Source organism: Enterobacter cancerogenus (genome assembly GCF_019047785.1).
Classification (GTDB): domain Bacteria; phylum Pseudomonadota; class Gammaproteobacteria; order Enterobacterales; family Enterobacteriaceae; genus Enterobacter; species Enterobacter cancerogenus.
In genome coordinates, this window is the sequence record NZ_CP077290.1 from 4,170,797 (window position 1) to 4,186,614 (window position 15,818).

Annotated in this window: 16 protein-coding genes; 15 read left to right on the forward strand and 1 reads right to left on the reverse strand. The window is 56.6% G+C overall.

Annotated features, from left to right (window positions below; translation table 11 throughout):
* Positions 1–106 precede the first annotated feature (106 nt).
* Entirely contained in the window at positions 107–1,285 is a 1,179-nt protein-coding gene (locus I6L58_RS19700) for an MFS transporter (protein WP_088207991.1), read from the forward strand.
* A gap of 83 nt (positions 1,286–1,368) precedes the next feature.
* On the opposite strand, the gene flk is transcribed toward I6L58_RS19700, so the two are convergent.
* Entirely contained in the window at positions 1,369–2,373 is a 1,005-nt protein-coding gene (flk, locus tag I6L58_RS19705) for a flagella biosynthesis regulator Flk (RefSeq protein WP_058609892.1), read from the reverse strand.
* Positions 2,374–2,485: 112 nt separating this feature from the next.
* Between flk and pdxB the strand changes: the two genes are divergently transcribed.
* The 14 genes from pdxB (at position 2,486) to I6L58_RS19775 (ending at position 15,812) form a co-directional block, all read left to right on the forward strand.
* Positions 2,486–3,622 (forward strand): 4-phosphoerythronate dehydrogenase PdxB, encoded by a 1,137-nt coding sequence (pdxB, locus tag I6L58_RS19710; RefSeq protein WP_088207992.1) that lies wholly within the window; start codon positions 2,486–2,488, stop codon positions 3,620–3,622.
* Positions 3,623–3,689: 67 nt separating this feature from the next.
* The gene (locus tag I6L58_RS19715) at positions 3,690–4,703 is read left to right on the forward strand and encodes an aspartate-semialdehyde dehydrogenase (RefSeq protein ID WP_088207993.1); all 1,014 of its coding nucleotides are present in this window, start codon (positions 3,690–3,692) and stop codon (positions 4,701–4,703) included.
* Positions 4,703–5,515 carry a tRNA pseudouridine(38-40) synthase TruA gene (truA, locus tag I6L58_RS19720; protein WP_088207994.1) on the forward strand — a complete coding sequence of 271 codons (813 nt, stop codon included), beginning with the start codon at positions 4,703–4,705 and terminating at the stop codon, positions 5,513–5,515. Before I6L58_RS19715 ends, truA begins: the two co-directional genes overlap by 1 nt.
* A gap of 28 nt (positions 5,516–5,543) precedes the next feature.
* A complete protein-coding gene (locus tag I6L58_RS19725) occupies positions 5,544–6,203 on the forward strand; it encodes a DedA family protein (protein WP_058609888.1) in 660 nt (219 codons plus the stop codon).
* A gap of 154 nt (positions 6,204–6,357) precedes the next feature.
* Entirely contained in the window at positions 6,358–7,263 is a 906-nt protein-coding gene (accD, locus tag I6L58_RS19730; protein WP_006176550.1) for an acetyl-CoA carboxylase, carboxyltransferase subunit beta, read from the forward strand.
* Between the two features lie 70 nt (positions 7,264–7,333).
* Positions 7,334–8,602, forward strand: a complete 1,269-nt coding sequence (gene folC, locus I6L58_RS19735) for a bifunctional tetrahydrofolate synthase/dihydrofolate synthase (protein WP_088207995.1) — start codon at positions 7,334–7,336, stop codon at positions 8,600–8,602.
* Positions 8,592–9,287: a cell division protein DedD gene (gene dedD, locus I6L58_RS19740; RefSeq protein WP_058609886.1), complete on the forward strand. Its 696-nt coding sequence runs from the start codon at positions 8,592–8,594 to the stop codon at positions 9,285–9,287. The genes folC and dedD overlap by 11 nt, the downstream gene beginning before the upstream one ends.
* A 253-nt stretch (positions 9,288–9,540) precedes the next feature.
* The gene (gene cvpA / locus I6L58_RS19745) at positions 9,541–10,029 is read left to right on the forward strand and encodes a colicin V production protein (protein ID WP_000262116.1); all 489 of its coding nucleotides are present in this window, start codon (positions 9,541–9,543) and stop codon (positions 10,027–10,029) included.
* A gap of 36 nt (positions 10,030–10,065) precedes the next feature.
* Complete coding sequence (gene purF / locus I6L58_RS19750; protein ID WP_006176547.1) at positions 10,066–11,583, forward strand: amidophosphoribosyltransferase; 1,518 nt, start codon at positions 10,066–10,068, stop codon at positions 11,581–11,583.
* 89 nt (positions 11,584–11,672) lie between these two features.
* Positions 11,673–12,242 (forward strand): UbiX family flavin prenyltransferase, encoded by a 570-nt coding sequence (locus I6L58_RS19755; protein ID WP_058609885.1) that lies wholly within the window; start codon positions 11,673–11,675, stop codon positions 12,240–12,242.
* Between the two features lie 290 nt (positions 12,243–12,532).
* Positions 12,533–13,315, forward strand: coding sequence for a lysine/arginine/ornithine ABC transporter substrate-binding protein ArgT (argT, locus tag I6L58_RS19760; protein WP_088207996.1), 783 nt, complete (start codon positions 12,533–12,535; stop codon positions 13,313–13,315).
* Between the two features lie 226 nt (positions 13,316–13,541).
* Entirely contained in the window at positions 13,542–14,324 is a 783-nt protein-coding gene (hisJ, locus tag I6L58_RS19765) for a histidine ABC transporter substrate-binding protein HisJ (protein WP_006176544.1), read from the forward strand.
* Between the two features lie 88 nt (positions 14,325–14,412).
* Positions 14,413–15,099, forward strand: a complete 687-nt coding sequence (locus tag I6L58_RS19770; protein WP_006176543.1) for a histidine ABC transporter permease HisQ — start codon at positions 14,413–14,415, stop codon at positions 15,097–15,099.
* Positions 15,096–15,812, forward strand: a complete 717-nt coding sequence (locus I6L58_RS19775) for an ABC transporter permease (RefSeq protein WP_006176542.1) — start codon at positions 15,096–15,098, stop codon at positions 15,810–15,812. Before I6L58_RS19770 ends, I6L58_RS19775 begins: the two co-directional genes overlap by 4 nt.
* Positions 15,813–15,818: the final 6 nt, after the last annotated feature.

The following is a 15,818-nucleotide window of genomic DNA, read 5'->3' on the forward strand; positions in this document are numbered from 1 at the left end:
ACGATAATGCGTAAGCGTTTAACGTCAACCAACGCACCTTAATCCTGATAATCAGGTAGAGGGGGCGTGGCATTTCCCCGCCTTACTCTTCATTCTGGAGTAAAGCATGACTGCAGCAACCCAAACAGAAACATCCTCTTCAGCGAACGTCTCGCTGTTTCGTATCGCATTTGCGGTATTCCTGACCTACATGACCGTTGGCCTGCCGCTGCCGGTGATCCCGCTGTTTGTTCACCAGGAGCTGGGCTATGGCAACACCATGGTCGGCATCGCCGTGGGTATTCAGTTTTTAGCGACCGTTCTCACCCGTGGCTACGCCGGACGCCTGGCCGACCAGCATGGCGCAAAGCGCTCGGCGCTGCAGGGGATGTTTGCCTGCGCCCTGGCGGGCGGTGCCTGGCTACTGGCGGCGCTTCTGCCGGTGGAACCGATGTACAAATTTGCGCTGCTGGTCGTCGGGCGTTTGATTCTGGGCTTTGGCGAAAGCCAGCTGCTGACCGGCACCCTGACCTGGGGGATGGGGCTGGTTGGCCCTGCGCGTTCGGGTAAAGTGATGTCCTGGAATGGCATGGCCATTTACGGCGCACTTGCCGCAGGCGCACCGTTGGGCCTGCTGATCCACAGTCAGTTTGGTTTTGCCGCGCTGGCGGCCACTACTATGGCGCTGCCGCTGTTAGCCTGGGCGTTTAACGGTTCTGTGCGCAAAGTGCCGGCGCATAAAGGTGAACGTCCCTCCCTGTGGAGCGTGGTGGGGCAAATCTGGCAGCCGGGCCTTGGGCTGGCGCTGCAGGGCGTAGGGTTCGCCGTGATCGGCACGTTTGTTTCACTGTACTTTATGAGCCGCGGCTGGGCGATGGCGGGCTTTACCCTCACCGCATTTGGCGGCGCGTTTGTCCTGATGCGTGTGTTGTTTGGCTGGATGCCGGATCGCTTCGGCGGCGTGAAGGTCGCCGTGGCGTCGCTGGTGATCGAGACTGTCGGTCTTGTGCTGCTCTGGCAGGCACCCACCGCGTCCGTTGCGTTACTGGGTGCCGCGTTAACCGGTTGCGGCTGTTCGCTGATCTTCCCGGCGCTGGGCGTTGAAGTCGTGAAACGCGTTGCGCCGCAGGTACGCGGCACGGCGCTCGGCGGCTACGCGGCGTTTCAGGATATCTCCTATGGCGTGACCGGGCCGCTGGCGGGGCTGTTAGCCACGTCGTTTGGCTATCCGTCGGTGTTCCTGGCGGGGGCAATTTCGGCAGTTGTCGGGATTGTGGTGACGCTCCTGGCATTTCGCCGGGAGTAAGTTTTGCCCGGTGGCGCTGCACTTACCGGGCCTGCAATGTCTGCCATCGCAGGCCCGGTAAGGCGAAGCCGCCACCCGGCGGGTTACGCGACGAGCCAGAAAAGCGCCAGCGCAATCATCAACGCGACAAACATCAGCCCGGGGCGGGCAGAGAGATGTTTAAACGTGTCCACCACCGGGGCAAACAGCGGGCTGAAAATGGGCTGGATATTGCGCGCTTCCGGTACGCCGCTTTCGCGCTCGGCGCGGCGCGTGAATACCTGATTAAGTAAATCCTGAACCTGCGCGGTCGTCAGCACCGTCTGCGGCGTGGCCTGCCAGGTTTGCTGGGCGTAATCGCGAAGCGCTTCAAACTCGCGCGGCTCAAGCGGCTGTTTCAGTGCCGCCTGCAGCGTGTGCAGCGTCGGGGTCGCCTGGGTACTGAGCGTCTGGCGCGCCTGCAGCCAGGTCACCAGGTTGGTAAACTGCTTAGCCGGGATCAGCTCGCCGGTTTTGACACCCGATAACTCCAGCATCGATTGCCAGATAAGCTTCGTGGGTTCACCGGTGGCAGCGGCAAGCCGGGCCACCATCTGCTTCAGGGTGTTATGTTCCGCTGGCTGCAACGGGCGCTCGGTGGCTGGGCGCTGTTGCGGTTGCGGAATGGAAAGCTGATTGTTCTGCAGCAGCGTAAGAACCGTTTTCAACTGGTCTGGCGTGAGCTGACTCAGCGCGGTTTGACCGAACTGTTGACGAATAAAATCACTCACCGCCTGGCGGTTATTGCCCTGGCCCAGCAGCTCGGTTAACTGCGAGACCGTCTGGCGGGTGGCGTGATTCTGCTGCGCAACCGTAATACGCTGATTCAGGTTCTGCTCGGCAGCCGGAAAATGGCGCGATTGCAGCGGCGCATCGTTCCTGACGCCTAAATCATGCTTAACCCCTGCCCACACTTCAGCGTTCTGCTGTGAGGTCAGCGCGATCAGACGCGTAATCAAACGCTCCAGCACGGTGCGCTGTTGCGTTGAGAGCGGCTGTTCGCCTGCGACGTTGGGCATTGCGGGGCCTTCACCCGGAGGGCGAGGCGGCGAACCTGAAATGGGCTGCATCGTCAAAATCCTTAAAGTCAAAACTCTGCCTAAACCGGGCAGACATATATGCCCGGCGGCGAGATTATGGCACACTTGGCAGGTTTTCTTCCTCTCAAACAGGTACTCAGACGTGAAAATCCTCGTTGATGAAAATATGCCTTACGCCCGTGAGCTGTTCAGCCGCCTGGGCGATGTTAAGGCTGTTCCTGGTCGCCCGATCCCGGTAAACGAGCTGGAGGATGCCGACGCCCTGATGGTGCGCTCGGTAACCAAAGTAAATGAGGCGTTGCTTGCCGGCAAAGCGATTAAATTTGTCGGGACGGCAACGGCCGGCACCGATCATGTGGATGACGCATGGCTCAACCAGGCGGGCATTGGCTTTTCCGCCGCGCCCGGCTGTAACGCCATCGCCGTGGTGGAATACGTCTTCTCCTCACTGCTGATGCTGGCAGAGCGCGACGGCTTCGCGTTGAAAGACCGTACCGTCGGCATTGTCGGCGTGGGCAACGTCGGGGGTCGCCTGCAAAAACGCCTCGAAGCCTTAGGCATTCGCACTCTGCTGTGTGACCCGCCGCGTAAGGATAATGGCGATGAAGGGGATTTCCGCACGCTGGACGAGCTGGTTGAGGCCTGCGACGTCATCACCTTCCACACGCCGCTCTTTAAAACGGGGCCGTATACCTCTCTGCACCTGGCGGACGAGGCGCTGATCCGCCGTCTCAAGCCTGGCACTATTCTGATTAACGCCTGCCGTGGTCCGGTGGTTGATAACGCCGCGCTGCTGAAATGCCTGGAAGAGGGGCAGGATCTGAGCGTGGTGCTGGATGTCTGGGAGCCAGAGCCAGACCTGAACGTCAGTCTGCTGAATAAATCAGACGTTGCCACCGCGCATATCGCGGGCTATACCCTTGAAGGTAAAGCGCGGGGTACCACTCAGGTCTTTGAGGCCTACAGCGCCTTTATCGGCCATCCGCAGCAGGTTGCGCTGGATACTTTGCTGCCCGCGCCCGAGTTTGGGCGTATTACCCTCCACGGCCCGCTTGATGAGCCAACGCTGAAAAGGCTGGTGCATTTGGTGTATGATGTGCGCCGCGATGACGCGCTGCTGCGTAAGGTGGCAGGGATACCAGGTGAATTTGACGCGCTGCGCAAAAATTATGTTGAGCGTCGCGAATGGTCTTCCCTGTATGTGATTTGCGATGATGCTTCAGCGGCGACGCTGCTGCACGCACTGGGTTTTAACGCGGTTCATCACCCGGCGCGTTAATGTCTTCTTCATGCTCCCTGTCGGATACTCTGACAGGGACGCTTTTTTATTTCTGGAGTAAACCACCATGTCTGAAGGCTGGAACATTGCCATTTTGGGTGCCACTGGCGCCGTGGGCGAAGCCCTGCTCGAAACCCTTGCTGAGCGTCAGTTCCCGGTGGGCGATATTTACGCGCTGGCGCGTACTGACAGCGCGGGCGAACATCTGCGTTATAACGGTAAATCCGTGAGGGTCCAGGACGCCGCTGAGTTCGACTGGACGCAGGCTCAGCTGGCATTTTTCGCCGCAGGTGCCGAAGCCACCGCATCCTACATTGAAGACGCCACTAACGCGGGCTGCCTGGTGATTGATCTGAGCGGTCTGTTCTCACTGGAGCCAGACGTCCCACTGGTGGTGCCGGGCGTGAACCCGTTTGTCCTGGCTGACTACCGTAACCGCAACGTTATTGCGGTACCGAACAGCCTCACCAGCCAACTGCTGACCGCGCTCAAGCCGTTGATTGACGACGGTGGTCTGTCGCGTATCAACGTGACCAGCCTGCTGTCAGCCTCTGCTAACGGCAAGAAAGCGGTCGATGCGCTGGCCGGGCAGAGCGCGAAACTGCTTAACGGTGTTCCGATTGACGAAGACGACTATTTTGGCCGCCAGCTGGCGTTCAACATGCTGCCACTGTTGCCGGATCGTGAAGGAAGCGTGCGTGATGAGCGTCGTATCGTCGATGAAGTGCGCAAAATCCTCCAGGATGACGGCCTGATGATCTCAGCCAGTTGTATCCAGTCACCGGTATTCTATGGCCATGCGCAGATGGTGGGCTTTGAGGCGCTGCGTCCGCTGGCGGCTGAAGAGGCGCGCGATGCGTTTGGCCGCGGTGAAGACATCGTCCTTTCTGAAGAGAGCGAATTCCCGACGCAGGTGGGTGATGCAACCGGAAGCGCGCATCTTTCAGTCGGCTGCGTGCGCAATGATTACGGCATGCCGGAGCAGGTTCAGTTCTGGTCGGTGGCGGATAACGTCCGTTTTGGCGGTGCGCTGATGGCGGTCAAAATCGCTGAGAAACTGGTGCAGGAGTATCTGTACTGATGTCAGAAGTGGAACACAAGCCGGTCCATAGAATTGCCCTCGGCATTGAGTACGATGGCAGTAAATACTATGGCTGGCAGCGTCAGAACGAAGTGCGCAGCGTGCAGGAAAAGCTGGAAAAAGCGCTTTCTCAGGTGGCGAACGAACCGATTAACGTACTTTGCGCAGGGCGGACGGACGCCGGTGTCCACGGCACGGGGCAGGTGGTTCATTTTGAAACCACCGCCGTGCGTAAAGATGCCGCCTGGACCCTGGGCGTGAATGCGAATCTGCCTGGAGACATCGCGGTGCGTTGGGTCAAAAATGTGCCCGATGATTTTCATGCACGTTTCAGCGCCACGGCGCGTCGTTACCGCTATGTCATCTACAATCAGCGTCTGCGTCCGGCGGTGCTCAGCCAGGGCGTGACGCATTTCTATGAACCGCTCGATGCAGAACGTATGCAGCGCGCGGCGCAGTGTCTGATTGGCGAAAATGACTTTACGTCGTTCCGTGCGGTGCAGTGCCAGTCCCGCACGCCGTGGCGTAACGTGATGCACATAAACGTCAGTCGTTATGGCGCGTATGTGGTGGTGGATATCAAAGCGAATGCCTTTGTACATCATATGGTGCGGAATATTGTGGGCAGCCTGATGGAAGTGGGTGCCGGACACCAGCCGGAGAGCTGGATTGCTGAGCTGCTGGCAGCGAAGGACAGAACGCTTGCGGCAGCAACGGCGAAAGCGGAAGGGCTGTATCTGGTTTCGGTGGATTATCCGGACCGGTTCGATCTTCCAAAACCGCCAATGGGTCCGCTGTTTTTAGCGGACTAATCAACGGTGCTATTAAGGCTTAGACAATATGGACGTAATACGTTTTCTGATTGATTTCATTCTGCATATTGATGTTCACCTGGCTGAACTGGTTGCTCAGTACGGCATTTGGGTGTATGCCATTCTGTTTTTAATCCTCTTTTGCGAAACCGGGCTGGTGGTTACCCCGTTTTTGCCGGGAGATTCGCTGCTGTTCGTGGCCGGTGCGCTCTCTGCGCTGCCCACCAACGATCTGAATGTGCATCTGATGGTGATACTGATGATTATTGCCGCCATTGTCGGCGATGCGGTCAACTACACCATTGGGCGGGTGTTCGGTGAACGATTGTTCAGCAATCCGGATTCGAAAATCTTCCGCCGCAGCTATCTGGATAAAACCCATGCGTTCTATGAACGTCATGGCGGTAAAACCATTATCCTTGCGCGTTTTGTGCCTATTGTACGTACATTTGCACCCTTTGTGGCGGGAATGGGGCATATGTCCTATCGTCACTTTGCGATGTACAACGTGGCGGGGGCGCTGCTGTGGGTCCTGCTGTTTACCTACGCGGGCTATCTGTTTGGCGATCTGCCGGTGGTTCAGGAAAACCTTAAGTTACTGATTGTAGCGATTATTGTGCTTTCCGTCCTGCCTGGCATTATCGAAATTATTCGCCATAAGCGCGCGGCGGCAAAACAAGCGAAGTAACAGCACTCTGGCGGTTCGACCACTTTTTTATCCAAAGTTTCGGGCTGTTATGTTTTAATGTGCAACATTCATGGTCTGTTGGAGGCAAAAATGGCATTATTCGCCTCTTACAGCAAAACTGGCATACGACCAGGTTCAGGCAGAAAGGTTATCAATGAGCTGGATTGAACGAATTAAAAGCAACATTACCCCAACGCGCAAAGCGAGCATTCCTGAAGGGGTATGGACGAAGTGTGATAGCTGCGGCCAGGTTCTGTATCGCGCAGAGCTGGAACGCAATCTCGAGGTGTGTCCGAAGTGTGACCACCACATGCGTATGTCGGCGCGTAACCGCCTGCATAGCCTGCTGGACGAAGGTTCCTTAGTTGAACTGGGCAGCGAACTTGAGCCAAAAGATGTGCTGAAGTTCCGCGATTCCAAAAAATACAAAGATCGTCTGGCCTCTGCACAAAAAGAGACCGGCGAGAAAGACGCGCTGATCGTCATGAAAGGCACCCTGCACGAGATGCCGGTTGTCGCCGCCGCGTTTGAGTTCGCCTTTATGGGTGGCTCAATGGGCTCTGTGGTCGGTGCGCGTTTCGTACGTGCCGTTGAGCAGGCGCTGGAAGACAACTGTCCGCTGATCTGCTTCTCCGCCTCCGGTGGCGCGCGTATGCAGGAAGCGCTGATGTCCCTGATGCAGATGGCGAAGACCTCTGCGGCGCTGGCGAAAATGCAGGAGCGCGGTCTGCCGTATATCTCCGTGCTGACCGACCCAACCATGGGTGGCGTCTCAGCCAGCTTCGCGATGCTGGGTGATTTGAACATCGCCGAGCCGAAAGCGCTGATCGGGTTTGCCGGTCCTCGCGTTATCGAACAGACCGTACGTGAAAAGCTGCCGCCGGGCTTCCAGCGCAGTGAGTTCCTCATCGAAAAAGGCGCTATCGACATGATCGTCCGCCGCCCGGAAATGCGCCTGAAACTGGCCAGCATCCTGGCGAAGCTGATGAATCTGCCAACGCCTAACCCGGATGAACCGCGTGAAGGTGTGGTTGTACCGGATCAGGTACCCGAGGCCTGATAACTGAAAAGGGCAGGGCCGGTTGGCGCTGCCCTTTTGCTTTCTAAACTGTTAATGACAACCGGGCATCATGGAAAATAAACGCATTCCCCAAGCCACGTCGCCCCTGGTCGCGTGGCTTTCTTATCTGGAAAATCTGCACGGTAAAACCATCGATATGGGACTTGAGCGCGTAAGCCAGGTTGCCGCGCGTCTCAATGTGCTGAAACCCGCACCTTTTGTGTTTACCGTTGCCGGAACGAACGGTAAAGGCACCACCTGCCGCACGCTGGAATCCGTGCTGATGGCCGCCGGTTATAAGGTCGGCGTTTACAGCTCCCCGCATCTTGTGCGCTATACCGAGCGCGTGCGGGTGCAAAACACCGAGCTGCCGGAATCGGCCCATACGGCGTCGTTTGCTGAAATCGAAGCCGCCCGCGGTGAGACCTCATTAACCTATTTCGAATACGGTACCCTTTCGGCGCTGTGGCTGTTTAAACAGGCGCAGCTGGACGTGGTGATTCTGGAAGTGGGCCTTGGCGGGCGGCTTGATGCCACCAACATGGTGGATGCCGACGTTTCCGTGGTGACCAGCATCGCGCTGGACCATGTTGACTGGCTGGGGCCGGATCGCGAAAGCATTGGGCGCGAGAAAGCGGGCATTTTCCGCGCCGGTAAGCCTGCCGTTGTCGGTGAACCGGATATGCCGCACACCATTGCCGATGTGGCGAAAGAGAAGGGGGCCACGTTGCTTCGCCGCGACATGGACTGGCAGTACAGTGTTGAGGATAACGGCTGGTGCTACCGCGATGCACAGGGCGCGCTGGATAACCTGCCGCTGCCGCAGGTGCCACAGCCTAACGCGGCTACCGCGCTGGCGGCACTGCGCGCAAGCGGGCTGGCAGTGAGCGAGCAGGCGATCCGCGACGGCATCAAAAATGCCATCCTGCCCGGGCGTTTCCAGATCGTCAGCGAATCGCCACGTCTGATTCTGGACGTGGCGCATAATCCGCACGCGGCGGCCTATCTCGCAGGACGTCTCAAATCGTTACCAAAAACCGGGCAGGTCCGGGCGGTTATCGGTATGCTTCATGATAAAGATATTGGCGGCACGCTGGCCTGCATGGAGAGTGTGGTCGATAGCTGGTATTGTGCTCCTCTGGAAGGGCCGCGAGGCGCCACCGCTGAACAGCTGATGGCGCATCTCGGCGAAGGCAAAGCCTACGCAAGCGTAGTGGAGGCCTGGCATGCCGCGATGGCGGATGCGAAACCAGAAGATACCGTGCTGGTGTGTGGCTCGTTCCACACGGTGGCACATGTCATGGAAGTGATGGACGCGGGGAGAACCGGTGGCGAGTAAGTTTCAGAACCGTCTGACAGGAACCATTGTGTTGGTCGCGCTCGGGGTGATTATCCTCCCGGGGCTGCTTGACGGGCAGAAAAAGCATTATCAGGATGAGTTTGCGGCGATTCCGCTGGTGCCAAAACCAGGCGATCGCGATGAGCCGGATATGCTGCCTGCGGCGACGCAGGCGCTGCCTGCTCAGCCGCCGGAAGGCGCTGCCGAAGAGGTGCGTGCGGGCGATGCGGCAGCCCCGTCGCTGGACCCGTCTCGCCTGGCGGCAAACAGCAATACCGATATCGATCCTGTGCCGGTTGAACAGCCGAAACCGGTAGTAAAACCGAAACCGGTAGAGAAACCGCAGCCTAAACCGCAGCGTGACCAGACCGACGATCGGCTTGCCGCTGCGTCAGAAACACCGCCGCCGGCAAAACCTGCCCAGCAAGAGCCAGCCCCTGTGGGTAAAGCGTACGTTGTGCAGCTCGGCGCGCTGAAAAATGCCGATAAGGTTAATGAGGTAGTGAGTAAGCTGCGCGGCGCGGGATATCGTGTTTACACTTCACCTTCCACGCCGGTACAGGGTAAAATTACCCGTATCCTCGTCGGACCGGATGCGTCGAAAGATAAGCTCAAAGGGTCGCTCGGCGAGCTGAAGCAGATTTCCGGTCTGAGCGGTGTGGTGATGAACTACAGCGCGAACTGATAAGATCTTTCCCCTCACCCTGACCCTCTCTCCAGAGGGGCGAGGGGAGGGTTTGCTCCCTCTTCCTTGAGGGAGAGAGCCGGGGGGAGGGGCAACAGACGTCCACAGCGACGTCAAAAGGACCGTGGCGTTGAGCTTTTTTTCAGCGCCTTTTTTATTTACGCGGGGAAAGGAAATCCCTACGCAAACGTTTTCTTTTTCTGTTAGAATTCGCCCCGAACTGGATGACAGGGCGTTAAATCGTGGGACATATATGGTCTGGATTGATTACGCCATCATTGCGGTGATTGGTTTTTCCTGTCTGGTTAGCCTGATCCGTGGCTTTGTTCGTGAAGCGTTATCGCTGGTGACATGGGGTTGTGCTTTCTTTGTTGCCAGTCATTACTACACTTACCTGTCTGTCTGGTTCACGGGCTTTGAAGATGAACTGGTCCGAAACGGAATCGCCATCGCGGTGCTGTTTATCGCGACGCTGATTGTCGGCGCTATCGTCAATTACGTGATAGGTCAACTGGTCGAGAAAACCGGTCTGTCAGGAACGGACAGGGTACTCGGGATCTGTTTTGGGGCGTTACGAGGCGTGCTGATTGTGGCCGCGATACTGTTCTTCCTGGATACCTTTACCGGGTTCTCAAAAAGCGAAGACTGGCAAAAATCGCAGCTCATTCCGGAGTTCAGCTTCATCATCAGATGGTTCTTTGACTATCTGCAAAGCTCGTCGAGTTTCTTGCCCAGAGCCTGACTGGCTCTGAGATGTGGCTTAACGAGGAAAAGACGAATGTGCGGTATTGTCGGTATCGCCGGTTTCATGCCGGTTAACCAGTCTATTTATGACGCATTATCGGTGCTTCAGCACCGTGGTCAGGATGCTGCGGGTATCATCACCATTGATGCACACAACTGCTTCCGTTTACGTAAGGCAAACGGCCTGGTAAACGATGTGTTTGAAGCCCGCCATATGCAGCGCCTGCAAGGTAATATGGGGATTGGTCACGTTCGTTATCCTACTGCTGGCAGCTCCAGCGCCTCTGAGGCTCAGCCTTTTTACGTCAACTCACCGTACGGCATCACGCTTGCCCACAATGGCAACCTGACCAATGCCCACGAGCTGCGTAAAAAGCTGTTCGAAGAAAAACGTCGCCACATTAACACCACTTCTGATTCTGAAATCCTGCTCAATATCTTTGCCAGCGAGCTGGATAACTTCCGTCACTATCCGCTGGAAGCCGATAACATCTTTGCCGCCGTGGCCGCGACCAACCGCCTGATCCGCGGCGCGTACGCCTGCGTGGCGATGATTATCGGTCACGGTATGGTGGCCTTCCGCGATCCAAACGGCATTCGCCCGCTGGTGCTCGGCAAACGCGATCTCGGCGATGGTCGTACCGAATACATGGTCGCCTCCGAAAGCGTGGCGCTTGATACCCTGGGCTTTGAATTCCTGCGCGACGTTGCGCCGGGCGAAGCGGTGTACATCACCGAGAAGGGGCAGCTGTTTACCCGCCAGTGTGCCGACAACCCGGTCAGCAACCCGTGCCTGTTCGAATACGTCTACTTCGCGCGTCCGGACTCGTTCATCGACAAGATTTCCGTGTACAGCGCCCGCGTGAACATGGGAACCAAACTGGGTGAAAAGATTGCCCGCGAGTGGGACGATCTGGATATCGACGTGGTTATCCCCATCCCGGAAACCTCCTGCGATATCGCGCTGGAAATTGCCCGTATTCTGGACAAGCCGTACCGTCAGGGTTTTGTGAAAAACCGCTACGTTGGCCGCACCTTCATCATGCCGGGCCAGCAGCTGCGCCGTAAATCCGTGCGCCGCAAGCTGAATGCCAACCGCGCCGAGTTCCGTGACAAGAACGTCCTGCTGGTGGATGACTCCATCGTGCGGGGCACGACGTCTGAGCAGATTATCGAGATGGCGCGTGAAGCCGGGGCGAAGAAAGTGTATCTGGCCTCTGCGGCCCCGGAAATTCGCTTCCCGAACGTGTACGGCATTGATATGCCAACCGCCAACGAGCTGATCGCCCATGGCCGCGAAGTGGATGAAATCCGTCAGATCATCGGAGCCGACGGCCTGATTTTCCAGGATCTCAACGATCTGATCGACGCGGTACGTGCCGAGAACCCGGATATTCAGCAGTTCGAATGCTCGGTGTTTAACGGTATCTACGTAACCAAAGACGTTGATCAGCAATATCTCGACTACCTTGATTCGCTGCGTAACGACGACGCGAAAGCCGTCCAGTTGCAAAACGATCTCGAAAGCTTAGAGATGCACAACGAAGGCTAACGCCTGAGCAGGTGAGGGCGGGGGCCCTCACTTGCAACTCCCCGTAAAATCCTGCACAGTCTGCCCTGAATTCAGCAAGGGCAAAAATCATGAAACGACTCATTATCGGGCTTAGCGGTGCCAGCGGTGCCATTTACGGCGTGCGCCTGTTGCAGGTGCTGCGTGACGTACCTGAAGTAGAAACGCATCTGGTGATGAGCCAGGCGGCGCGTCAGACCCTGTCGCTTGAAACCGATCTCTCCCTGCGTGACGTACAGTCGCTGGCTGATGTCGTGCATGATGCCCGCGATATTGCCGCCAGCATCTCCTCTGGCTCGTTTAAAACGGCGGGCATGGTGATCCTGCCGTGTTCCATCAAAACCCTCTCGGGCATTGTGAACAGTTATACCGACACGCTCGTCACCCGCGCTGCCGACGTTGTGCTGAAAGAGCGCCGTCCGCTGGTGCTGTGCGTGCGTGAAACGCCTCTGCACCTGGGCCACCTGCGGTTAATGACCGCGGCTGCGGAACTGGGTGCGGTGATCATGCCTCCGGTCCCGGCGTTCTATCATCGACCTAAAAACCTTGACGATGTGATTAACCAGACGGTCAACCGCGTGCTGGATCAGTTTGACATTGACCTGCCTGAAGATCTCTTTACCCGCTGGCAGGGCGCGTGAGTCGCTGCACTGCCTGAGTGCATGAGAAGACAAGTTGCCCTGTTTCAGGGCAAAACTGCAACCGCGATCATATCCTCGACATTTAATTCGTTTTTTCCCTTTTTCTCTCTGCGGTTCGTTCGGCAGACCTGCTATCTTTCACCATTAAGGCAATATCGCAACGTTTTATTAACATATTTAACGTCGAAAAATTGACCCGACGTCAAAATGGCATAAGACCTGCAAGAGAAGCCCTGCACGACAACACACAACACAACCATAATAAAATCACGGTACTTGAGGGTAAATGTATGAAGAAGACGGTTCTGGCTCTGTCTTTGCTGGTGGGATTAAGCGCTGCTGTGAGCAGCTACGCAGCGCTTCCACAGACGGTACGTATCGGTACGGACGCCACCTACGCGCCATTCTCTTCGAAGGATGCGAAAGGTGAATTTGTCGGTTTTGATATCGACCTGGGAAATGAGATGTGCAAACGCATGCAGGTGAAATGCACATGGGTGGGCAGCGACTTCGACGCATTGATCCCGTCGCTGAAAGCCAAGAAAATCGACGCCATTATCTCTTCACTCTCCATTACCGAGAAACGTCAGCAGGAGATTGCTTTCTCCGAGAAGCTCTATGCGGCGGATTCTCGTCTGATTGCAGCCAAAGGCTCGCCGATCCAGCCGACGATCGACTCGCTGAAAGGCAAGCACGTGGGTGTGCTTCAGGGCTCGACGCAGGAAGGGTATGCCAATGCCAACTGGCGCGAGAAGGGCGTGGACGTGGTGCCTTATCAGAACCAGGATCTGATTTACTCGGATCTGACTGCCGGGCGTCTGGACGCTGCGTTCCAGGATGAAGTCGCTGCAAGCGAAGGCTTCCTGAAACAGCCTGCGGGCAAAGAGTACGCCTTTGCTGGCCCCTCGGTTAAAGATAAAAAATACTTTGGTGACGGAACCGGTATCGGCCTGCGTAAGGACGACACCGAGCTGAAAGCCGCCTTTGATAAAGCGTTTACCGAACTGCGCAAAGACGGCACCTACGACAAGCTGGCGAAGAAGTATTTCGACTTCAACGTATACGGTGATTAAGACGGACGGTGATGCCCCGAAACGGTGCGCTTCGGGGCGCGAATGAGCCAATATGGTGCAGTGCGTGCACCATATTGGTTCGGTTCGTGCATAGTTAAGCACTAATAATGCAAAAAATACCGCCCGAAAGGCATTAATCTTTGCCTGACAGAGGGGATTAATGGCACATTAACGGCACCCCGTCGTCGTAAAAATCCCGTATGAAGACAGTCTGTTGAGGATAGATATGAAAAAACTGGTGTTGTCCCTTTCTCTGGTGCTGGCCTTTTCCAGCGCTACCGCGGCATTCGCAGCGATCCCGCAAAAAATTCGTATCGGTACCGATCCAACCTATGCTCCCTTCGAATCGAAGAATGCGAAGGGTGAACTGGTCGGTTTTGACATCGATCTGGCTAATGAGCTGTGCAAACGCATCAAAGCGCAATGTACCTACGTTGAGAACCCGCTGGATGCGCTGATCCCATCGCTGAAAGCGAAAAAAATCGACGTTATCATGTCTTCTCTCTCCATCACCGAAAAACGCCAGCAGGAGATTGCCTTTACGGACAAGCTGTATGCGGCAGATTCCCGACTGGTGGTGGCGAAATCCTCTGATATCCAGCCAACCCTTGACTCCCTGAAAGGCAAGCGCGTCGGCGTTCTGCAGGGCACGACGCAGGAAACCTACGGCAATGAGCACTGGGCACCGAAAGGGATTGAGATTGTCTCCTATCAGGGCCAGGAAAACATCTACGCTGACCTGACGGCAGGCCGTATCGACGCGGCGTTCCAGGATGAAGTCGCGGCGAGCGAAGGCTTCCTGAAGCAGCCGGTGGGTAAAGACTATAAGTTCGGCGGCCCGTCCATTAAGGACGAAAAACTCTTTGGCGTCGGCACCGGTATGGGCCTGCGCAAAGAAGACAACGAACTGCGTGAAGCGCTGAACAAAGCGTTCGCGGAAATGCGTGCTGACGGCACGTACGACAAACTGGCCAAAAAATACTTCGATTTTAATGTTTACGGCGGCTAATCGCTCCGTCAAATAACGTGCGGCCCCTCCCCGTGTGGGAGGGGAAAAGACACGGTTTCACCACTCACGACACGACAGGGCAGGCGGTATGCTGTACGGATTTTCTGGCGTTATTTTACAGGGCGCGCTTGTCACCCTGGAGCTGGCTCTTAGCTCCGTGGTACTCGCCGTGCTGATAGGACTGGCGGGGGCGGGAGCAAAGCTGTCGGCAAATAAACCGCTCGCGCTGATTTTTGAAGGCTATACCACGCTGATTCGCGGCGTGCCTGATCTGGTCCTGATGCTGCTGATTTTTTACGGTCTGCAGATTGCGCTGAACGGCGTAACGGACGCCATCGGCATGGACCAGATTGATATTGACCCGATGGTGGCCGGTATCATTACTCTCGGTTTTATCTACGGGGCGTACTTCACCGAAACCTTCCGTGGCGCGTACATGGCGGTGCCGAAGGGCCATATCGAAGCGGCGACCGCATTCGGTTTCACCTCCTCACAGACGTTTCGCCGGATCATGTTCCCGGCCATGATGCGCTATGCGCTTCCGGGTATCGGTAACAACTGGCAGGTTATCCTCAAAGCCACGGCGCTGGTTTCCCTGCTCGGCCTGGAAGATGTCGTGAAAGCGACCCAGCTGGCGGGCAAGAGCACCTGGGAACCCTTCTATTTTGCCGTCGTCTGCGGTGTGATCTATCTGGTCTTTACGACCGCCTCCAACGGCGTGCTGCTTCTGCTTGAACGTCGCTACTCCGTGGGTGTGAAGAGGGCTGACCTGTGATTGAGATTATTCAGGAATACTGGAAAGCGCTGCTGTGGACAGATGGCTACCGTTTTACCGGCGTGGCGATTACGCTGTGGCTGCTGATCTCCTCGGTGGTGATGGGCGGCATTCTGGCCATTTTTCTCGCCATTGGCCGCGTGTCGAACAATAAATACATCCGCTTCCCGATCTGGCTGTTCACCTACGTGTTCCGCGGTACGCCGCTGTATGTGCAGCTGCTGGTGTTCTATTCAGGCATGTATACGCTGGAGATAGTGAAAGGCACCGAGATGCTTAACGCCTTCTTTCGCAGCGGTTTGAACTGTACGGTGCTGGCGTTAACGCTGAATACCTGCGCTTACACCACCGAGATCTTCGCTGGCGCCATTCGCTCCGTACCCTACGGTGAAATTGAGGCGGCGCGCGCGTACGGCTTTTCGTCGGTTAAGCTTTACCGCTGCATCATTCTGCCGTCGGCGCTGCGCATTGCGCTGCCTGCCTACAGCAACGAAGTGATTTTGATGCTGCACTCAACCGCGCTGGCCTTCACCGCAACGGTCCCGGACCTGCTGAAGATTGCCCGTGATATTAACTCCGCGACCTATCAGCCCTTTACCGCCTTCGGGATTGCAGCGGTGCTCTATTTAATTATTTCATACGTCCTGATTAGCCTGTTCCGCAAGGCGGAAAAACGCTGGCTGCAGCATATAAAACCTTCTTCGACGCACTGAGAATGA